Here is a 20868-nt window from a genome sequence, read left to right as displayed (position 1 = left end):
CGGCGGGAAGGCGGGCGGGTCCCGGAGTGAGCGGAGGTGTCAGGCGGTGGTGCAGGCGGCGCCGTTCAGGCCGAAGCCGGCGGCCGCGGCGAAGGTGCCGGCGTAGGTGCCCTGGAAGCCGAAGGACACCCGCCCACCGGGCGCGATCTGCGCGTTGTACGCGGGACTGCTTGCCGTGACCGCTCCAGATGACGGGGAGACGCCGGCGTTCCAGCTGCTGGTGATCTGCTGTCCGGCGGGCAGGGTGAACGCCAGCTTCCAGCCGTTGACGGGGGAGGAACCGGTGTTGGTGACGGTGACGTCGGCGGTGAAGCCGCCCTGCCAGACGTTCGTCGCGTAGGCCACCTTGCAGGCCGTGGGGCTGCCGGGGTCACCGGGGTTGCCGCCGGTGTTGACCGTGGAGGAGAACGAGGTCACGGCGAGGCCTGCGCCGTTCTGCCAGGGCTCGAAGCCTGCCTGAACGCTGGTCAGGTACCAGCTGTTCTGCGCCAGCCCGCGGGAGACGGCCTGCCGGGCGAAGTCCATGACGTCGAAGTTCCAGCTGGTGATCGCCGACGGTGCGACGAAGGACAGCACGTCGTTGGAGCCGTTGTTGCCGGACCACACCTGCCACTGACGCCCGGCCACGGTGGCCGTGCCGACCTGCGAGCCCACGGGCTGAACGGATCCGACCTTGTTGAACCAGACCATGATCTCGGTCCGGTTGACGCCGTCGGTGCGGGGCGTGGGGTCGAGCCAGATGTCGTACGCGGCGTCGTACATCGCGTTGCTGACATAGCTGTAGGAGATGCCGGTGGGCGCGGTGGAGATGGTGCTGAGCTGGGCCGGAAGGCTCGTGCCGGGCGAGCAGTTGGTGTAGTGGCAGCCATTGTAGATGGACGGGTAGGACTTCGGGGCGCCGTTCGTGGGTACCGAGCCGTCGGCCTGAGTGATCCTGAATCCCGAGTCGGTGGCGGTGATGCACTGGGTCTCGCTGGTGCCCCAGCGGTTGTTCTGGACGACGTAGCGGCCCTGGATCGTCGTCGACCCGAACGGTTCGCAGATGGTGGTGTCGGCCTGCGCCACCGAGGCGGTGGTCAGCAACGCGGCCAGCGAGACGAGCGCGGTGAGCAGGACGCCGAACAGGCCACGCGCGCTACGGACATGGTGCGGTGACGGTCGCATGCGGATCCTCTCCGAAGGGAGCGGGGAGTAGGTACGGGAGCGCTCCCACGCCATGAAAAATGGGAGCGCTCCCATTCCCTCGGTTTCGGCAGGGACTTTAGGGAGGGTTCATGCTCCTGACAAGACGGGGGACGTGACCCGTCGAAACTTTTCGAAAGACGCCAGATCAGAGGGGAGAGGTGCGCGACGCGCCGTTGTCGGACCCTGGTTTGGGAGCGCTCCCAAACCGCTGTGCTCGCCGACGGCGGTCAGGCCGACTCGCGCACCACCAACTCCGTACGGAGGATGACGTGGCGCCAGGCGATGGCAGGCTCCTCCACCTCCTCGAGGAGCAGCCGGACCATGGCCCGCCCGATCTCCTCCAGCGGCTGACGAACCGTGGTCAGTCGCGGTTCGGTCTGCTGAGCCAGCGGAAAGTCGTCGAAACCGATCACGGCGACGTCCTCGGGCACCCGGCGTCCCGCCGCGCGCAGCGCCTGAAGAGCCCCCGCCGCCGTGGTGTCCGACGCGGCGATGACGCCGTCGATCTCCGGATGCCGTTCGATGAGCTCGGCCATGGCGCGGCGCCCGCTCTCTTCCGTGAAGTCACTCTCGGCGACCCGAGACGGCTCGCCCCTGAGACCCGCCATCGCCAGGGCCTCCTGGTAGCCGCGCAGTCGGCACTGGGCGACGTGCATATCGAGTGGCCCGGTGATGGTGGCGATCGCTCTGCGGCCCCGTTTCAGCAGGTGGGAGACGGCGCTGCGGGCACCGCCGACGTTGTCCGCGTCGACGTAGCTGACGTACTCGTCGCCCGAGCGGCGTCCCAGCAGTACGGTCGGCAACCCGGCCTCGACGAGCATGTCCGGCAGTTGATCGCCGGCGTGCACGGACACAAGCAGGGCTCCGTCGACCCGGCCGCCACGCGCGTACTCGAGGAAGCGCTGCCGCTCGGCGTCCGAGCGGACCAAGGTCAGCAGCAGTTGCATCCCGGTGTCTGCCAGCGCGTCCCCGAGCGAGCGGACGATCTCGGAGAAGAACGGCTCCGCGAACTGCCTCCAGTCCGGCTCCGTCAAGACGAGGGCGACGGCGTCGGCCCGCTGCCCGGCCAGGGACCGGGCGGCGAGATTGGGCACGTAGCCCAGTTCCTCGATGGCTTGCCGCACAGCCCGGCGCGTCGACTCCTTCACACCGGCCGCGTTGTTGATGACGCGGGAGACCGTGCCCCGTCCCACCCCGGCGTGGGCGGCCACCTCCTCCAGCGTCGGCGCGCCAGGGCGTCGCCTGCCCATGACCACCTCCCCACGAGATCACCGATCTTACGGCCCAAAGGAACCGAGCACCCAGCTTCTTCAGCGGCGTGGCCGCACGGCTGAGGGGCCTGGCGCCGGAAAGCTGACTGGCCATGCCATGAGCGGGGATCCACGTCATGTGCCGCCTGTCCAGCCGTAATTACTGCGGAAACCCCATTTCCCCCAGGTCAGCGGCGTGGTGGAATGCATACACCGAAGCGGGATTCGACGCCTTCACCGCGCGCGCCTACACGCCGCTCGGCATCTGGACTATCTGGTCCGGCCCCGGCATCGATCACTCCACCTGGGCCCTCCGCGCCTCCGGCTGCACTCCGGCCGGCCTCCTCGCACACACAGAGGTCTCATCGGTCGAAGTCGATGACGAGTGTTCCCGTTGGCGGGCTCCCCCCCCACGGGAATTCGGCGCGGGCACACCACTACCACTGCCACGTCCACTTCCAAGGGAGCACCGGCCGGGTCTTCGGAACCCGTTGCGCCGTCGGTCCTTACGGCGAGTTCGACATCACCGCGCCGGCCAGCCCCGTGGGCCGAACACCATCCCGGTGGTGAGGCGCTCTGGGACCTGACCCGGCCGCACCGCGACCGGTACTTCGCGTGCATCGCCGCCGTCACCGGCCATGCGCTCCTCGAAGCGCATGGGACATGGTCAGCCGGTCGCTGGCCTGGGCAGCCAGGGTCGAGGGAGCGTTTGAAGGCGGGCAAAAGAGGTCTCCGTGTCGTCGCGGACGACCTGGTGGAAAGTGCCGATCCAGAACAGCGCCTCGCCCTCGCCCCGCACATCACCACGCAACGCACAGGGTGCCCGCCCCGGCCGCCGAAGGCCGGGGCGGGCACCCCCACGTTCACCGATCCGCGCGGTGGAAGGTCACACCAGTGGCCACAGCGCTGCGGTGAGGGCGAAGCCCATGAGGCCCATGGCGGTCGTCTGGACCGTCCACGTCCGCAGGCCGGTGGCGACGTCGAGGCCGGCGAGCCTGGTGAACATCCAGAACCCGGCGTCGTTGACGTGCGAGAGCGCGAGGGCGCCCGCACCCATCGCCAGCGCCACCAGCGACAGGTGACTCGCCGACAGGTCGGCTCGGTCCAGCAGTGGCGTGAGAATGCCCGCGGTGGTGATGAGCGCGACGGTCGCCGAACCCTGGGCGGCGCGCAGTGCCAGGGACGTCAGGAACGCCAGCAGCAGGACGGGCAGTCCGGTGCGCTCCAGGACGTCGGCGACCGCGTTGCCGATGCCGCTGGCGACCAGCACCTTCCCGAAGACACCGCCCGCGCCCGCCACCAGGATCACCGTCGCGACGGGCGGCAACGCCGACCCCATCACCTCGGCGATGCGTGCCCGGTTCCAGCCACGCCGGGCCCCGAGGAAGTACGCGCACAGGGCGAGGTCGATCAGCAGCGCCACCATCGGGGCTCCGACCACGGTGAGCACGGACCGCAGGGCCGAGTCCGCGGCGAGGGTGTTCTGGCCGATGGTGCCGAGGAGGATCGGCAGGACGATCAGCGTCAGCACCATGCCGAAGGAAGGCGGGCGCACGTCGGTACCCGACACAGCCGGCTTGGTCAGGACCTCCGACACAGCCGGCTTGGTCAGGACCGCGGTGCCGTGGCCCTCCGGTGCCACGCTCCCGGTCGTCTCCGCCGGGGCGGGCGCTGATAGCACTCTCCTACTTTCCATACGACGTATGGTACTACTGAACCTGAACAGAGGTTCCGTACGGTGTATGGAACCTCTGCGTATCACCGCATGGGCCTCTCGGGCTCCGGCGGTATCCCTTCCGATGGCCCTCCCCGGATGAGTCGAGGCACCAGGAGTAAGACCAATGAAGTCGTTGAAAACCGTGGTTCGGGGGCTGCCTGTACAGCTTGTCGTCTCGCATGAGACGTCCTTCTCCGCGAGCATGAGGCTGCAGTACGAGCCCAGCGATCCCTACGCTGTCCGCGCCGCATTCACCGTTGTCGGCAGCGACGAGACGGTGGAATGGATCATTGGGCGAGATCTTCTGGCCGATGGCCTGGAGGGTCCCACCGGCGCGGGGGACATACGCGTATGGCCCGCCGAGGAGCATGGCGTCTGCGACCTGCACCTCCTTCTCAATCCGCCGGCCGGTACGGCCCTGCTCAAGGCCCCAGCGCATGAAATCAAGGCGTTCCTGCAGGAAACGGAGGCGGTGGTGCCCAGAGGGACCGAGCCCGGGCACATCGACCTGGACGCTTTGTTGGCGCACCTCAACGCCGAAGGATGAAGGAACCCAGCTGCTCCGCACCGAGTGGCTGGGTCGCTCAAGGGCCCCGCCTCACCGAGTTCTGTTAGCGCGCCCACCCTGAGGCTGGCACACTGAATTTGTGCTTCCGCTGATGGCCGCTTCAGTTCAGGATGTGTTTCCATCGATTCCTGGCGCCGGCGTTGTGTCGGTTTGCGCGTTGATCTTTACCGTCGCATCCTTCTGGTGGATCAACGCCAGGCGAGGGCACCTGAAGTCCTGGGAGCCTCATTCCTTTGCCGCGATTGCCCACGGCTCCATGGCTCGCCTGAGGCTTCCGGTTGTCCTTCACAACACCGGTGCCAAGCCGATAGTCGTGCAGGATCTCAGGTTGGCCTTCCCTGATGAGCGCGCCTCCCATCTGCCATTCCTGTGGATCTCTTCACCGTCCCGTCTCCAACCTGGGCCGGAGGAGGAGCCGAAGTTGCCAGCCGTATTCGCCGTGGCCGGCAGAGAAGCGCAGCAACTCTTCATCGAGTTCGAGGCACCGTTTTCCGGATTCGTTCCGGAGCCTCGCAATTACAAGGTCCAGATTCAGGCGAGGGTCGGCCACCGCAAGGGGTGGCGCACCCTTCTGACGTTCACCTTGAGGGCCGCCAACATCATTGATTGCGACCGGTACACCGTCTACAGCAACGCACCTCTTGAACTGACGAAAGAGGACAGGCGGAAGGCGGATGCCGCGCTCCAGGAGCTGCTGGACGAGCACGAGGACCTCTCCGCTCCGGGGGAGAGGAAGCAGCGGGACTCTTCGAATGACGAGGGCGACACCGGCACGAATATCTAGAGCGGGACGGTCCCGGGCTTCGCCGTGGCGAATGTGTCGGAGTCCCGCCCGCTGCTGTCGGGGCCGGTCAGGCTACTGCCGAGAAGGAGATGCTGCTGCGGCCGGTGGCGGTAGACCGTGGCTCGGCCGTCACCGGAGCGTTCGGTGAACGTGGCGTGGGTGACCGCCCCGGGGTCCGCGCCCAGGAGCTCTGCCGCGGCCTCCCCGCTGTGACGGGGGTCCACCACCTTGGCCTGGCACAGCCGACGCCGGCATCGATCGCATCGAGCAGCACCGACACCCTCGCCCACTGGAAGACGAAGATCGTCCACATCGAACGCGGGTTCGATGTGGAGGTCGCCGAGCAGATTGCCAACGAGCGAGTCGCGAGGTTCCGCGCTCGCGAGAGCACGACAGCGGTCCATCCGTCCGCCCGGGCTTCCTTCACCGTGCGGTGCAGTTCGCGCGCGGCCTCGACCGGTCGGGTGAGGTCCACGCCGGCTACTCCGCGTAGCCGCCCGTCGAACTAGGCGGCGAACTCCGGTCACCTCGTCGTCGCTGATCAACGGCCCTGGGGCCCGTACCAGGCCGCTGACAGCCCGATCTCGACGTCGGCCGCCGCCATCGCTGCCACGGGGAACTTGGTCGGCAGCGACTCTTCCAGCAGCCCCTGCCTCGTTTACCGGCGCAACGACTCGAACATCTCGTGATGGGAGTGACGGAGCGTGGAGTGCCGCATCCACACCTCGGTGACCGGACTCGCGTCCTGCTTCGCGCCACTGGCCCCAAGGGGCCGAGAGCGGGTAAGCGATCGCTTACCGCGACCCTACTCGCTGCGTGTCGGTGTTAGCCAGCCCCAGGTATGCAGCACTCTGCTGCCCCGTCAAAGAGCACGCTCTCGAGCTGCCGCGCCGACGGGTCGTCCCTCATGCTGAAGCGGTGTCAGCGTTCAGCGTCTTCCGCCGCTTGCTTAATGCCGCGCAATGCCTCGTCGAGCCCGTGGTCGATCTGCTCGCCTTCCGCGTGCTCGGTATGCAGCTCCACAGTAAGGCGGGAGCTGCCGGCGCCCTCACCTTCGTCGACGTGCAGCCGGCCCCGGTAGTCGTGCGGTCCCGGCGCGCCCCACTCCAGGCTTTTGCCGTCCCTCATTACGTGGATCCACGCCTCGCTGGTCACGTCCTGTTCCGACGCATCAGGGGGATTGATGTGGGCGGTGACGGTGACCCTGTCGCCGTCATGAGGGCGCGCGGACGTCAGCCGCGGCATGTACGACGGCAGATGCTGCAGGTCGGACAGGTAGGCAAAGAGCCGGTCCGGCGACACCTGCACAATGATGCTCTCGCTGTAGTCACCCATAGCCCACCTGGTCCCCGAAGCGCTTGGTGACCAAACGGAACAACCAGGGATCGCCCGTTTCGCGCAGAAGTCATCCATGGCGCGCCTGTGCACGCCGCACAGAAGCCGGACAGGACCGGGAGAGCGCCGTCGGCGCCGACATGCGCGGCACCAGCCGGCACAACCGCGCCCACCCGTTCACGTTCTGCGCCGCCAAGACGATCCGCAGATGACGAGTCCCTCACGTGCGCACCACCACGCACGGGCGTACGGGCCCGATCGATGCCCCGGGCTCCGCGACGGGTAACGGGCGTAGCAGCGGGGGACTTGTCAGACGGTGGGAACGCCGAGGGCGGGGAGGATCCCGGCGTCGATGTAGGAAACGAGGAAATCCTGCGTCGGCGGCAGCTCGTCGATCAGCGTGCGGGTGGCGAACCCGCCGAGCACCATGTGCACCACATACTCCAACGCCGGGTTGTCCGCACGCACTTCACTCTGGTCGACGGCGCGTTGCATCACCAGGCGGAACTCGTCCAACTCGGGTTCGACGAGCAGTTCCTTGAACGCCCGCAGGAGATCCGGGTTCGTGTGCGTCGCCATGGCCAGACCCCGCATCAGGGCGGCGTACTGCTCTATCCAGCAGTCGTCCTCGCGCTGCACGAGGGCGTGCAGGTCGCTGCGGAGGGATCCGGTGCCCCCGTCGGCGATACGACCCGGCTTTACGTGCCGCATCGCGCTGGCCACCAGCTCGGCCTTGCCGCCCCACTGGCGGTAGAGCGTCGCCTTACTGGACCGTGTGCGAGCGGCCACGGCGTCCATGGTGAGGGCGTCGTAGCCGACCTCCCGGAGCAGGTCGAGCGCGGCCTCGTACAACTCGGCCTCACGCTCGGGCGTGATCCGACTGCGCCGCGCCGTTGCGATCTCAGTCATGCCACTCACCCTTCCCACTCCGAACGACACTGTTTCGTAGCTCGACTTTTTACATGAATCTAGCGCAGGAGTTTGCGAAACGAAACCGTTTCGTACGTGTTCTGGGTCACCCCTCAGCCACCCCTGAGCCACCCGCCCCCAGGCGAGGACGTTCGGGCTGCGCCAGCAGGTGCCCGGCGCGGGTGGGGCAGGCGGGCGAGGCTCCCCAGGCGGGGATGGCTGGGGCATCGGTGTACGTGGTGGAGGTGCTGCGTCTGTAGTCGCGGACTGCGGCGGCCGCCGGGTCGCCGAGCGCGACCACCTGACGCGCCAGGCCGCCCGGCTCAACGCCCGCCGGTGTCGCTGACGGGTCGCGCTCGGACTTTCCCGCGGCACTTGGCGCGGCCCCGTGGACAGAGCGGTCGCCTCAAAGTGAGTAGACGGGTCGAGACCAGCTGCACGACGCGTTGCCGGCGGGGAAGCTCAGCGGCGACGACATGCGCGCTGGAGGCGTGGTGTCTCAATAGACCCGGCCGATGAAGTGCCCGGTGAAGGTGACCCATCTGCGACGGTTCGGCTGCCTGAAAAGCGGCTCACCCAGACTCATCTGCGAAGAGCCGGATTGATGCCGAGGGCTGGTGTTCCCCCCAGTGTTCGCTCCGGCTGATGCTGCCGGGGGGAGTGGTGCTGCTGGGTGGTGGGTCGGGCGGGTTGGCTGTGGGGTGGGGGTTGATCTTAGTCAGGCGATTGTGGGGATCGATGGATAGGATTTGAGCATGGGTGGGCGGTTTGTCGGTTTGACTGTGCCGGGATGTGTCTTCGAGGCCGGTTCCGGTGGTGTTCGTGTGGCATGCGGGCGTGCGGGTGGGGTGTGTGTTCCGGTGGTCCGGCTGATGGCGGGTGTCTGTTCAGTGGCTGCCGCAGGCATTGGCGTGGGGGGTGCGTGATGGCGTCGGAGGCGTCGGGTGTGTCGGATGTGTATTCGGGTCGGGCTTCGGGTCTGATCGGGAAGCGGATTGCGGGTTATCGGGTGGAGCGTGAGATCGGTCGTGGGGGCATGGCGGTGGTGTATTGCGCGAGGGATTTGCGTCTGGACCGCACGGTTGCGCTGAAGCTGCTGGCTCCGGAGATGGCCCGTAATGACACGTTCCGTCGCCGTTTCACGCATGAGTCGCGTGTGGCTGCCGCGATTGATCATCCGCATATCGTGCCGATTTTCGAGGCCGGCGAGATGGACGGTGTCCTGTATATCGCGATGCGTTATGTGTCGGGGCTGGATCTGCGGGCTCTGCTTGACCGGGACGGTCCGTTGACGGTGGAGACGGCGTTGCGTATTGCTGGGCAGGTGGCGTCGGCGCTCGATGCCGCTCACGAGCATGATTTGGTGCACCGGGACGTCAAGCCGGGCAATATTCTCGTGGCTCAGGGCACGGACAGTGATCATCCTGAGCATGTGTATCTGACGGATTTCGGGCTGACGAAGAAGTCGTTGTCGCTGACCGGGTTCACGACGGTGGGCGAGTTCGTGGGCACGCTTGACTATGTGGCTCCGGAGCAGATTTCGGGCCGTCCGGTGGATGGCCGGTGCGATCTTTACAGTCTTGCCTGTGTCGTGTACGAAACGCTTGCGGGTGGGCCGCCTTTCCAGCGGGATGAGGACATCGCGCTGCTCTGGGCGCATCAGTACGATCAGCCGCCTGCGCTGAGTGAGAAACGGCCGGGGATCGAGCCTGGGTTGGACGGTGTGCTGGCGAAGGCGCTGGCGAAGGTTCCCGAGGACCGTTACGGCTCCTGTCTGGAATTCGTCGCGGCTTTGCGCGCCGCTGCGAGCGGTGCTGGCGGTCCGCGTCCGCCGGCAGCGGTGGAGTCCGGGGGTGACACAGGCGGCGGGCAGCGGCCGGGGTCGGCTCCGGAGCCGCCTGTCTGGGCGCGGCCGGTCTTCGGGCGTCTGCCCGGTTAGGTCTGTCCGGCGGACCGACCGTGCTGGGGCTCGTCGTGGTGGTCTGCCTAGCCGCTGCTGCCGGGGGAGGCAGAGTGCGGGAGAGGCGGCCGTCGGTCTGTCGGCCACGGCTCGGGAGTTCTTTGCTCAACGGGGTGGCCGGGCTGGATGCTTTCCCGGGCAGCATTGGGTTGTCGTTGAAAGCCGGGGTCCGCCGATCCTGGTGGCCCGTGATCCGGGCGTGTCGCGGGCCGTTCTTGTGTGCGCGGCCGGCCAGGGGCCAAGACAAGATCTGGTCCGGTGCGCCGCCGGTTTCGCGCACCTGCCCGACGGAAGGGTGGCGACGCCCCGTGTACGGCGGCTGCTGATCCGGTCCGGATGCGGCTGGGCCGGGCAGCGTTGCGCAGACGGTATCCGGCCCGGGTCCGGCCGGCCCGGCGGTGTGGCGAGGCCGCAGCACCTTCGGCGGGGGCTTTGGGGTGTGCAGGTGCGTGATCGCGTCGGGCCGGGGTGCCCGGGGGCAGGATGGGGCCCGTGTACGGGTGAGGGAGCTGGACGGTTCTCGGCCCGTGGTGGGGGATGGTTTCGGGAACGACTCCTGGCCCGCCTGCGGGCGGGTGTCGGCCCCTGCTCGGGTTTCCGGGAGTCGGTTCCATCAAGTTCTGGCTCCACCCTCACCGGGCCAGAACCCACGAGGTGGGGTCAGTTCAGACCGGGCGGTCAAGCCTCTCCGAGTCCCCAGGGCGGGGCCGAGTCCGGCCCGAAGGTGGGTCCAAGGCCCGTTCCTGAAGCCAGGGGAAGGGCCGCGTGGGCAGGGTTGAGGGCCTGGGTCTGGGTGGTTTTCAGTCTGTGGTGAGGAATTGTTCGGCCCAGACGGTTTTGCCGGTGGAGGCGTGCCGGGTGCCCCAGCGCTGGGCGAGCTGGCCGACGAGGAGGAGGCCGCGTCCGCCTTCGTCGAAGGTGCGGGCGCGCCGCATGTGCGGGGCGGTGCTGCTGGAGTCGAAGACTTCGCAGATCAGGGTGCTGCTTTCGTGGATGAGGCGGAGCTGGATGGGGGGCTTGCCGTAGCGGATGGCGTTGGTGACCAGTTCGCTGACCACCAGTTCGGTGATGAAGGCGGCGTCGTCCAGCCCCCAGGTGGTCAGCTGGCCGGTGGCGTGCTGGCGTGCTTGGGCGACGATGGCGGTGTCGAAGGCCAGGTCCCAGACGGCGACCCGGTCGGCGTGCAGGGCGCGGGTGCGGGCGATGAGCAGGGCGATGTCGTCGTCGGGGCGGTGGGTCAGCATGGACGTGAGGACCCTGTCGCAGACCGTGTCCAGCGTCCTCGCGGGGCGGGCGAGGGCGGCGAACATCTTGTCCAGGGCTTCGTCGATGTCGTGGTCGCGGGCTTCGAGCAGACCGTCGGTGTAGAGGACCAGGAGGCTGCCCTCGGGCAGTTCGATCTCGAAGGCTTCGAACGGCAGGCCTCCCAGGCCCAGCGGCGGGCCGGCCGGGACATTGAGGAAGCGGACGGCACCGTCCGGGGTGACCACGGCGGGCGGGGGGTGGCCGGCCCGGGCCAGCGTGCAGCGGCGGGAGACCGGGTCGTAGACCGCGTATAGGCAGGTAGTGCCGATGCCCCCGGCGGTTTCGGCGGCGCCGTCGGCGCCGCCCTCTTCGGCGGACAGGTGGATGACAAGGTCGTCGAGGTGGGTGAGCAGTTCGTCGGGCGGCAGGTCGACGTCGGCCAGGGTGCGTACCGCGGTGCGCACCCGGCCCATGGTGGCGGAGGCGCGGATGCCGTGGCCGACCACGTCGCCCACGACGAGGGCCACCCGCGCACCGGACAGCGGAATCACGTCGAACCAGTCGCCGCCCACGCCGGCCCGGCTGCCGGCGGGCAGGTAGCGGGTTGCGATGTCCAGGGCCCCCTGGTCGGGCAGGGTCTGCGGGAGCAGGCTGCGTTGCAGGGCCATGGTGGAGGTGTGCTCGCGGGTGGGGCGGCGGGCGTTGTGGATGCTGACGGCCGCTCTGGCCGTGAGCTCCTCGGCCAGCCACAGGTCGTCCGGTTCGAAGGGCTCCGGGCGTCGGTGACGGCTGAAGAGGGCCACGCCGAGCGTGGTGCCGTGGGCCCGCATCGGCACCACCATGACCGAGTGTGTCCCCGCCTCGTGGAGCCAGGCGGCCCGGGGGGCCTGGGCTGCCCACCGGGCGAGGGCGGGGTCGCTCCCCTCGTACAGGGCGCCGTGGCCTTGGGCCAGGCACTGGGCCACCGGTGACAGCTCGGGGTAGAGGGACTGCTCGCCCGCCGCGAGGGGGGAGACGGTGCTGTCGTCGAGGACCGATCGCACAGCGGCGCGGCCCATGGTGAGGGGCCCTGCCGGCGGGACGGGCGGCACCTCACCGCCGTGCTGGGCGGGTTCCAGCAGGTCGACGGCGGCGAAGTCGGCTAGCCGGGGGACGGCGACGTCGGTCAGTTCCTGCGCGGTGCGCCGGCTGTCGGAGGTGGTGCCGATGCGGGCTCCGGCGTCGTTCAGCAGGAGCATCCGCTGCCGGGCGAGGTGCTCCTGCAGCGTGTGGTGCGCGGCCAGGCACACGGCTCGCACCTGGCCGTCGGGGTCTTTCAGCGGGGCCAGCGAGGTCGACCAGCCGTGCTCCGCGCTGACACCCGTGGGGCGGATGTAGGCCTCCACCTGCTGCGGCTCGCCGCTCTCAAGGGCCAGGCGCATCTTCGCCTCGGTCTCGTCGCTCACGGGATGCGGCGCGATGTCCGGCAGGCGCAGTCCGCGCATCTGCTCCTCGGTGAGGGACAGCGCCTGCTCCATGCCGGCGTTGGCCCGCACCAGCCGCAAGTCCGCATCGAAGACCGCCAGGAGGCAGGGGGACTGGCGGAACACCCTTTCGCTCAGCGCTTCGCCCCCAGGCGTGCGCGGCCCGCCTGCCACGGCGGACACCACGAGCCACTCGGCGGTCGCGCTGTCCGGCGTCCGGCGGTGCGCGAGCAGTGCCCGCTGGAGCCGGTGACCTTCCCGGTGCCGCAGCGCCACGGTGCCGCTCCACCGCTGGCGCCCGGCCGCATCCCGCCGTGCCGTCTCATCGACGTCATCGGCGAGCAGGCGGGCGGCCCGCTGTCCCACAATCTCCGAGGACTCGTAGCCGAGCAGCCGCCGGGCACCTTCGCTCCACCCGGTCACGATGCCGTGCTCATTGACGGTGGCGGTGGCCGTGTAGGCCGATTCAGGCAAGGCGTCCGCCTGCGCCTGCTCACCGGGAGGGGTAGGAAGTCGCTCCATCGCCGCTCATCTCGCCCTTCGGGAACCTGCACGGCCGTGGCCCTCCTGACAAGCATGATCCTGAGGGGCGCGGAGCACCAACCCAGCGCTGCCACGAGGGGCTCTGTCGCAGGCACCGGCGCCGGCCATGCCCAAGGTGACGTCCGGCGGCTCACCGCGGGCCCGGCACGCTCGCCCTGGCTTCCCACCCGGCCGGGGGCCCGCGGCGCCCGCGGCCCCCGGTGGCGGTCACTGTCCGCGTTCGCGTGAAAGCGCAGCCCGGTACACGCGAACGTGCACAGCGCGCCGTACTCCACAGCGCCAGGGCAGGTTCACGTGTGCGCCGGCAGTCACCCGTTTGTGTTGCCGCGCCCCGGCCCCCGCCCCGCCCCGCCTCGGGGAGGTGGTTACGCCAACTCCGAAGGCCGGTAACGCCGTTGCGGGCTGCGGAGACAGTAAGAGAGGGGGAGGGGGATCATCTCCGTGGCGATACGGCTCTTGTGTGTGAGCGCCCGGCGGCGCGCCCGCGGGTGTGGCCTGTGACACGCCTGTGACAGTCGGCGGACACCGTCATGAAGTCGCCCGGGCAGTCTTTTCGGAACCGGACAAATTGCAGAAATCAGGCATTTGTCCCCTGCTCTCGAGGGTGTGAGCAGTGATGACCGAACCGATCCGTCGGAGGAAGTCCCATGAGCCTCACACTCACCACGCCGCACGCTGAAGCCCCCGCCGCTGAGCTGGCCCCGCGTGAGCGGGAGACGCTGCGACATATCGCCTCAGGATGCACCTACCTGCAAGCAGCTCGTCAGATGGGGCTGTCCAAGCACACGGTCGACGCCTATCTCCGCCGTATCCGGGCCAAGCTCAACATCAACAGCACCGCCGAACTCACCCGACTGGCCATCTCCCTGGGCATGTGACAGCCCGAGACCCGAGCGGGAAGCCGTCAAGGAGGCGATCCGGCGCCCGCGCCCACCCACTGGCACAGCCGCGCTGCACATCCCCGGCACACGCCTCGCCGCACCGCCGCTGCTCACCGGCCCGGGCCGAGTTCCCACCTCGGCCCGGACCAGCAAGCAGCGGCATGTCGGCGCCGTGACACCGCTCGGACGGGGCAGGCGCCCCGGGCCCTGCCCGCCCCGGGCCGGCCCGCCGCCCGGGCTCCCTCCTCGCGCTGTGCCTGGTCGCCGTCCTCGGCGGACCCACGTCCCTGGCCGCCATCGCCCGCGTCGCCGCCGATACCCACTGCGGCCTGCGCGAACCACTTGGACTGACCTCCCGCACACGAAACACCTCCACGCCGGGACGACTCCTGTCCCGTCTGGACGACGACGCCCGCGACGACACCGTGGCGCCTGACTCGCCCCGTATGCCGCTGATCCGGTCGACGAACCCGGCGACAGGCTGGTCGGCCTGGCCGTCGACGGCAAAGACCGTGCGCGGATCCCGCACAGACGGCGAGGTGGTCCATCTGCTCGCCGCCGCGCCGCACGCCTGCCAGACCGTGGTCGCCCAGCGCCAGGTCGCCGCGAAGCCAGCTCGGAAGAGGGTTTCAGATCCGCCCGCAGCGAATTGACCTTCCCACGCGCTGAGTGATCCGCAGCCCCGCTGGGCGGGGCGGAGCCTCGACTACAGAACCACCAGGGCCGCACACCCAGAGCGTCTACGAGAACGATCTGTACTGGCGCACCGCCCAGCCGAGCGACACCGCCGCGGTCACCGCGAACCCGCTGTTCCCCTCGGGCTCCCCGGTCCTCGGCGCCGGCGCCTCGGTCGCCGACGGATCACCCGGGACTACTTTGGGAACCCGGTGCCGACTTCCCCGAACCTGGGAGCGGACCAGGGCCGTGGGACCCGCCACCGGTGATCCGGCCGCGCTGAGTTTCCGCGCAGGGCAGCGGCGATGATCAGGTCCTGCTTGGTGGGCCACCGCCGGTAGATGGCGGGCCTACTTACCCGGCCCGTGCGGCAACGGCGTCCATCGTGACGGCCCCGATCCCCTGCTCGGTGATCAGGTCGACGACCGTCTTCAGAACCGCCCCTGTGACCCACTCCTCCCGCGGTCGCCCCGGCCCCGTGCCGCCTCGCGCGGCTGTGTACCCACCATGTGCCGGGCCTACGTACTCCACCGGACAAGGTCGGACCGGGGGCATGCGCGCGACTTTGGCGCCGATCTCCTGCGCATGACGCACGATCCGGTGGTTTGCGGCGGCCGGTTCTCAGGCGAGGACGTTGACGGCTCGGGCGATCACGAGTCCGAGGATGAGCAGGGAGACGAGGGACTGGACGGCCATGGCGATCTTGGCCCAGGGGGCCAGTGGCATGACGTCGGTGGGGCTGAAGGCAGTGGAGTTGGTGAGCCCCAGGTAGAGGTAGTCGATGAAGCGGGGGCGCCAGTGTGTGGCGTTCAGGTCGGGGCTGAGCTGCTGAGGGAAGGCGAGTTCGGGGGTGGTGGGCATGCGGTGGGCCCGGGCGGCAGCTCCGCCGCTGTCGAGTTCGAAGTACAGCAGGGAGAAGGCGAGGACGGTGGAGGCCCAGACGCTGCCGCCGGCCTGCAGCAGGCCGGCGGCGGAATTGGTCTCGGTCCCGCCGTGGATGAGGTCGTCGATCAGCTGGACGGTCGACCAGATGGCGCTGACCGCCAGCACGCCGGCCAGGGCGATCGACACCGCACGCAGGGTAGCCAAGCGGCGGCTGATCCGCCCCGGGTCTCCCGCGATCAATGTCACCAGGAGCAGCCCTTCGACCAGTGGGAGCAGCCAGCGGGGCCCCAGGCGCAAGTCGTCGGGCAGCAGCAGGGTGAGCGCCATGGCGGCGACCACGGCCACGGCCATCGGCCAGCGGGCCTCGCCGTACGCCGGCTGGTGCGGCTCCGGCTCGTGCGGACTGCTCGGACCGCCGGGATCGGTGGGGTGACGTCCTGTCATGTTCGGCTGCCGCGCGTGGTGCCGTCACGCCAGCTGGACATGGGGCCGTCCGGCATTTCCTCACCCCAGTCTCCTCGGGGGCCGGGCGGTGCGGCCGCCCTCTTCGTCACTGAACCTACCTCGATACCGGGCGGGGGCACCTCCTGACGGGCGCGCGCCCCGTATCCGACCGACGCGAGCCTGTCCGCCGCCCCCATCCGTTGTCGCCCTGGGTGAGATTGACGCCGGTGGACAGGTGGATGCTGACGTACGCGAACCATCTGGGGTTGTACTCGGAGGAAATCGACCTGTCAGGACGCCAGTTGGGCAACTTCCCGCAGGTATTCACCCATCTGGCGGAATCCTCTGGCTCGCCGACTTGCCCCCAGAGCCCGTCCACGAACCCGGGGCCACTGCCCGCTCCCGCGCCCGGGGCCCGGACCGGCTGGCGGGCCCGACAGTCTCGGCCTCCTCTCGCCTCGCTCTGGCTCTGCTCTTTGTCCTGACGGTTCGTGAGACCGCGCCACACGGCCCGGCCCGGACCCTTTGTCACCCCCACGACACCCCCGATATCCTGGGACTTCTTCCATACCTCCGACTTCGGGTGCCTCCCACCTGGAAGGGAATGCGCCCGTGGAGTTCCGGCTGCTCGGCACCGTCTCCGTCGACACCCTGGTGGGACCGCTGCCTCTCGGCCCGGCCAAACGCCGAAGCCTGCTCGCCGCACTTCTGCTGTCCGCCAACACCCCGTACCCGTCGCCCGCCTGACGGACTGCCTGTGGAACGACACACCACCCCTGCACGCCCGCAGCGTCATACAGGGACACGTGTCCCGGCTGCGCGCGCCCTGCTCGCAGGCGCCGACGCGAACGCCTACGGGGTGGAACTGGTCACGCTCAGCGACGCCTACACCTTGCAGTCACCCGAAACCCTGCTGGACTCGCAGCGGTTCGAGGAACTGCTGACGCTGGCGCGGAAACAGCACACCCCCGACGACACCGTGCTGATGTTCAAGGAGGCCCTGTCCCTGTGGCAGGGCCCGGCGCTCGCCGGCGCGTTCCCCGGCCCACCGCTCCAGGCGGCCGCACACGCGCTGGAGGAATCACGACTGGCGGCGGTCGGGCAACTGGCCGACGCCTACACGCAACTGGGGGAGCACGACCGGGCCGCAGCCGTGCTGCGGACGGAAGCGGTCGCGTACCCGATGCGGGAACCCCTGGCAGCAGCACTGATGACCGCGCTGTACCGGGCGGGGCGTCAGGCGGTTGCGCTGGACTGGTTCCACCGCACCAGGCGACTGCTCGCCAGCGAACTGGGCATCGACCCGGGACGCGAACTCGCCGATGCGTACGCGCTGATCCTGAGCGGCCGGCCCGCACCGGACAGCAGACGAAACGAAGAAGCAGCCGCCGTGCCGGTACCGGCGATCCGCAGCCGGAGCCGGCCCGGCCGACGACAGCGCGAACACACCGACACCCCGGCCGCCGTCGCCGCCCGGACAGCGACCAACGGGTCACAGGTGGGCGCTGCATCGGCCGACTGGTCAAGCAACCCGGCCGGCCCGGCCACGCCCGCCCCGGCCCGCACGGACAGTACCCCCGGCCCGCCCTGACGCGGCCCGTCGCCCTGCCGCCCCTGGCCGGCCCGCCCTACCCCACCGATCTGCTGCCCCGCGCACCCCGCGGCTTCACCGGACGCGGCACCGAACTGACCGCACTCACCCGGGCTGCCACCGGCGAGGCACCCGTCTGCCTGGTCACCGGACCGGCCGGCGTGGGAAAGACCGCGCTCGCCCTGCACTACCAAGGACGTCGCCATCAGCGCCGCCTACCAGGACGGCCCGCCCTACACCCACATCGTCCTGACGGCGAAGAACACCTCCAGCCGCAGCTGCCGGCTGAACGGCTTCCCACAGATCCAGTTCCTCGAAAGCCACCGGGAGAACGTGCCGGCCGTCGCCAAGAGCAAGCCGGCCGCCCCCGTCGTCCTCACCGTCGGCGGACCTGCCTACGCCTTGGTGAAGCTGTCCGACGGCGGAACGGACGAGAACACCGAGCCCGTGACGGCATTCTCCGTCACCCTCCAGGGAAGCAGCGGCCTGGCCACCGTCCAGGACCCCGGCAGCGCGGGCATCGCCGTCGACCCGGCGAAGTGGGTGACCGGCTACTGGACGCCGGAACTGCGCAACGGCGCGGACGACTTCTAGCCGGCCCGGTTCCTCCGTCCCCGGCGGCACGGGAACACCCCGGCGTCCTACTCAGCGATCACCCAGGGGTGCGCAGCTCCTCATCAGTGGTCGAGTCGTCGTGTGGACCGGGCGGCCAGGTAGAGCGAGCCATCGCGGGCAACCAACCACAAGCCTTACCCGGGCCACTGGATCTTCCGGACCCTACGACAGCCCATCCGACCCACCAACAACGTAGGACCAACCACATCGCTGCCGGTCTGGTCGGCAGGGGGATTCCACTCGTCGACCGACGTCGCCTGGCGGCCTTCCCCGAAACCGTCGCGCTGACATAACTCGTCCTCGATCCACCCGCACACCGCATCGAACCGAAAGACCTCTACCTGGCGACCACAGCCGAACTCAGCCGTCGACTCTCACGGATCTGCACCACGCTGGGAACCCGGAACCCCCCTTCACCGGTACCTCTGCCAGACGTGTTGCCCCTTCCGTGATCCAAGCGCCTCAACCCCGATCAAGCCGTGGAATCATCGGGCCGCCGGATAGGAACGTGATCTCTGTGAGGGTGGTGGGTGGATATGGCTGCCAACTGGGAGTGGGACGACACGCTGTTCTCGGGTACGGCCGCCTACTACCAGCGCGGGAGGCTCCCTTACGCCCCCGGGCTGGCGGACGTGCTCGCCAAGGTTCTCAAGCTCGACGGGCGAGGACGCCTCATCGACGTGGGATGCGGACCGGGCACCCTTGCCCTGAGCCTGGCGCACGTGTTCAGCGAGGTCGTCGGCGTGGACCCGGACAGCGGGATGATCGCCGAAGCCACCCGCGAAGCCGCCGAGCGCGCAGTGAGCGGGAAACAGGAGTGGGTGCAGGCCCGGGCCGAGGATCTGCCCGCTGCCCTTGGAACGTTCACCGTCGCGACCTTCGGCCAGTCCTTCCACTGGATGGATCGCGACCTGGTGGCGGCAACCATCAGGGACATGCTCCAGCCCGGCGGGGCGCTGGTGCACATCTCCGATTTGAAAACGGAGATTCGATCCGTCGACGGTCTTCCGCATCCGGCGGTGCCCTATGCGGCCACGGAGGAGCTGGTCAGGCACTACCTAGGACCGATCCGACGAGCCGGCCGCGGGGTGCTGCTGCATGGAACACCCGGCGGTGAGGCAGCGGTGCTCACCCGGGCGGGGTTCTCCGGTCCCCAGCGCCATGTCGTTCCCGGCGGGCAGGCGCTGGAACGCACGGCTGACGACGTCGTCGCGGGGGTGTTCTCGATGTCGTTCTCGGCTCCACACCTGTTCGGCACCCGTCGCGACGACTTCGAGGCAGATCTGCGTCGACTACTGCGGGAGGCCTCCCCGTCGGGCCGGTTCTCCGAACGCCAGCCGAGCACCGAGGTCTTCATCTGGCGGAAAGGCCCCGACGAACCGGCACCTTTGCCAGCCGCGTGATCCCTTCCGCGAAGGCCAGCTCATTTGAAAATGACGCCAGACCGCCTTCTCAGACCATCTGGCAGCCCAGCAGGTCAGAGACTCAGAAGCCGTTGTCGTATTGATCGACGGGCTTACCCGGTCGAACAGGTGTCCTGTTCGGGTGACCGCGGAGCGATCCGTGCATGAGGGCAGGATCTGATCGCCGAGTTCCGCGACCGGCTGTGCTCGCGGGTGCGCCGGATGGAGGGCCGCTCGACGGAGCCGACGGCCGCGATCGTGGACTCCCAGTCGGTGCGGGCGCCCGACACCGTCGGCGCCGGCTCACGTGGCTGGGACGGCGGGAAGAAGGTGTCCGGACGCAAGCGCCATCTGGTGGTGGACTGCCTCGGCCTTGCGCTGGTGGTGCTGGTCACGGCCGCGAGCGTGCAGGACCGCGACGCCGCACGGCCGGTGCTGGAAGACCTGCGCCGCCTGCACCGCACGGTCACGCGGGTGTGGGCCGACGGCGGCTATGCGGGCTGGCTCGTCGACTGGGCCGCCCTGCAGGGCATCGATCTGACCGTCGTCAAACGCAGCGACGGTATGTCCGGGTTCGCCGTGCTGCCCCGCCGCTGGGTCGTCGAACGCACCCTGGCCTGGCTGATGCACAACGCCCGGGCAGCGCCAGGATGCGGTGATCACTTCCGGGTGGGGCCGGTACAGCCGAAGGATCAGGAACCATCTGTCCGTTCCGGAGGTGGGGAGCCAGGTCTTCTTCCGGCTGTCGTATTCGGGCCACGCGGTCCATGGGGTGTTCGTGTCCTGCGGCCGGGAGGCGTTCTTCGAGGGGCACGTTCAGGCGCTGTCCGTGCTGGGCGGCGTCCCGCCGGCATGACTGTCCTGCGGGAAGGGCCGATCAGCGTGGCCGACGCGGCCGGAAGCTTCACCCAGGTGTGCGTGCAGATCTGGCAATAGGTGGATCCTTCCTTGGCCAGCCCGGTCGCCTCAGCCAGTGAAGAGTTCCTTTATCGGGCCGCAGAGACCTTCACGGCATTGACCAGGGCCGAGTGGACCTTCATCGCCGTGGCGCAACCCGTAGTCGTGGACGACGGGACAGGGGCAGGGCCGGATGCCTGAACACCGTCAGATGCCGCGGAGACGGGGCCATCACCGTCCGGGAGCCGGAGCTCGCTGAACGCAGCCCAAGGCAGGTAGTGGGGTGTGCGCGTTCGTCGGCAGCATTCTTGTGGCCTTTTACCTGATGTGTGCGGATTGGTCAAGCCACGACTTGTCGGAGCGTGACCGTGGCGGGTCCGTCGGGCCTACTTGAAGTGCGGGCCTCACCGGAAAGGAAATGAGGCAGCAGGGTAGGGCGGAAATCCTCACCGAGGTTATCGCTTTCACCGGTCCGCAGTTGTTCCGGTATGGCGGTTCCGGTCTGAATCGGTCCGTCG

The 20868-nt window shown here is 69.1% G+C and carries 17 protein-coding genes and 1 pseudogene; 10 read left to right on the top strand and 8 right to left on the bottom strand.

Features of this window, described 5'->3' with window-relative positions; translation table 11 throughout:
* Positions 1–39 precede the first annotated feature (39 nt).
* The 3 genes from ACZ4WS_RS44560 to ACZ4WS_RS44550 all read right to left on the bottom strand — a co-directional run bounded on the left by ACZ4WS_RS44560 (position 40) and on the right by ACZ4WS_RS44550 (position 4131).
* The gene (locus tag ACZ4WS_RS44560) at positions 40–1164 is read right to left on the bottom strand and encodes a GH12 family glycosyl hydrolase domain-containing protein (protein WP_467989459.1); all 1125 of its coding nucleotides are present in this window, start codon (positions 1162–1164) and stop codon (positions 40–42) included.
* A 248-nt stretch (positions 1165–1412) separates the two neighbouring features.
* Entirely contained in the window at positions 1413–2435 is a 1023-nt protein-coding gene (locus ACZ4WS_RS44555) for a LacI family DNA-binding transcriptional regulator (RefSeq protein ID WP_467989457.1), read from the bottom strand.
* An 886-nt stretch (positions 2436–3321) separates the two neighbouring features.
* Positions 3322–4131: a GntT/GntP/DsdX family permease gene (locus ACZ4WS_RS44550; RefSeq protein ID WP_467989455.1), complete on the bottom strand. Its 810-nt coding sequence runs from the start codon at positions 4129–4131 to the stop codon at positions 3322–3324.
* 145 nt (positions 4132–4276) lie between these two features.
* On the opposite strand from ACZ4WS_RS44550, the gene ACZ4WS_RS44545 reads away from it, so the two are divergent.
* Both ACZ4WS_RS44545 and ACZ4WS_RS44540 read left to right on the top strand, forming a co-directional pair.
* A complete protein-coding gene (locus ACZ4WS_RS44545; protein ID WP_467989453.1) occupies positions 4277–4699 on the top strand; it encodes an SsgA family sporulation/cell division regulator in 423 nt (140 codons plus the stop codon).
* Between the two features lie 100 nt (positions 4700–4799).
* Positions 4800–5504, top strand: coding sequence for a hypothetical protein (locus ACZ4WS_RS44540; protein WP_467989451.1), 705 nt, complete (start codon positions 4800–4802; stop codon positions 5502–5504).
* Here the strand turns inward: ACZ4WS_RS44540 and ACZ4WS_RS44535 are convergent.
* From ACZ4WS_RS44535 to ACZ4WS_RS44525, 3 genes are all read right to left on the bottom strand, one after another.
* Entirely contained in the window at positions 5501–5728 is a 228-nt protein-coding gene (locus ACZ4WS_RS44535) for a hypothetical protein (protein ID WP_467989449.1), read from the bottom strand. The two genes, ACZ4WS_RS44540 and ACZ4WS_RS44535, sit on opposite strands and share 4 nt — an antisense overlap.
* Positions 5729–6425: 697 nt before the next feature.
* Entirely contained in the window at positions 6426–6839 is a 414-nt protein-coding gene (locus ACZ4WS_RS44530) for an SRPBCC family protein (RefSeq protein ID WP_467989447.1), read from the bottom strand.
* Between the two features lie 309 nt (positions 6840–7148).
* Complete coding sequence (locus ACZ4WS_RS44525) at positions 7149–7748, bottom strand: TetR/AcrR family transcriptional regulator (RefSeq protein ID WP_467989445.1); 600 nt, start codon at positions 7746–7748, stop codon at positions 7149–7151.
* Between the two features lie 925 nt (positions 7749–8673).
* Between ACZ4WS_RS44525 and ACZ4WS_RS44520 the strand changes: the two genes are divergently transcribed.
* Positions 8674–9687 (top strand): serine/threonine-protein kinase, encoded by a 1014-nt coding sequence (locus ACZ4WS_RS44520; RefSeq protein WP_467989443.1) that lies wholly within the window; start codon positions 8674–8676, stop codon positions 9685–9687.
* An 821-nt stretch (positions 9688–10508) separates the two neighbouring features.
* On the opposite strand, the gene ACZ4WS_RS44515 is transcribed toward ACZ4WS_RS44520, so the two are convergent.
* Positions 10509–12938 carry a SpoIIE family protein phosphatase gene (locus ACZ4WS_RS44515; RefSeq protein ID WP_467989441.1) on the bottom strand — a complete coding sequence of 810 codons (2430 nt, stop codon included), beginning with the start codon at positions 12936–12938 and terminating at the stop codon, positions 10509–10511.
* Positions 12939–13606: 668 nt separating this feature from the next.
* Between ACZ4WS_RS44515 and ACZ4WS_RS44510 the strand changes: the two genes are divergently transcribed.
* A complete protein-coding gene (locus tag ACZ4WS_RS44510; protein WP_467989439.1) occupies positions 13607–13837 on the top strand; it encodes a response regulator transcription factor in 231 nt (76 codons plus the stop codon).
* A 1299-nt stretch (positions 13838–15136) separates the two neighbouring features.
* Here the strand turns inward: ACZ4WS_RS44510 and ACZ4WS_RS44505 are convergent.
* A complete protein-coding gene (locus ACZ4WS_RS44505) occupies positions 15137–15844 on the bottom strand; it encodes a hypothetical protein (protein ID WP_467989437.1) in 708 nt (235 codons plus the stop codon).
* Between the two features lie 239 nt (positions 15845–16083).
* Between ACZ4WS_RS44505 and ACZ4WS_RS44500 the strand changes: the two are divergent.
* From ACZ4WS_RS44500 to ACZ4WS_RS44475, 6 genes and pseudogenes are all read left to right on the top strand, one after another.
* Positions 16084–16329: pseudogene (locus ACZ4WS_RS44500) on the top strand (hypothetical protein); the annotation flags it as partial.
* 127 nt (positions 16330–16456) lie between these two features.
* Complete coding sequence (locus ACZ4WS_RS44495; protein ID WP_467989435.1) at positions 16457–16591, top strand: hypothetical protein; 135 nt, start codon at positions 16457–16459, stop codon at positions 16589–16591.
* 10 nt (positions 16592–16601) lie between these two features.
* Positions 16602–17435 carry an AfsR/SARP family transcriptional regulator gene (locus ACZ4WS_RS44490; protein WP_467989433.1) on the top strand — a complete coding sequence of 278 codons (834 nt, stop codon included), beginning with the start codon at positions 16602–16604 and terminating at the stop codon, positions 17433–17435.
* Between the two features lie 114 nt (positions 17436–17549).
* Positions 17550–18029, top strand: coding sequence for a DUF4232 domain-containing protein (locus ACZ4WS_RS44485; RefSeq protein ID WP_467989508.1), 480 nt, complete (start codon positions 17550–17552; stop codon positions 18027–18029).
* A gap of 557 nt (positions 18030–18586) precedes the next feature.
* Positions 18587–19453 carry a class I SAM-dependent methyltransferase gene (locus ACZ4WS_RS44480; RefSeq protein ID WP_467989432.1) on the top strand — a complete coding sequence of 289 codons (867 nt, stop codon included), beginning with the start codon at positions 18587–18589 and terminating at the stop codon, positions 19451–19453.
* A gap of 222 nt (positions 19454–19675) precedes the next feature.
* Complete coding sequence (locus ACZ4WS_RS44475; RefSeq protein WP_467989431.1) at positions 19676–20389, top strand: transposase; 714 nt, start codon at positions 19676–19678, stop codon at positions 20387–20389.
* Positions 20390–20868: the final 479 nt, after the last annotated feature.

It is taken from the genome of Streptomyces sp. NPDC029292 (assembly GCF_055569295.1).
This window is presented reverse-complemented; position numbering and strand designations above follow the sequence as displayed.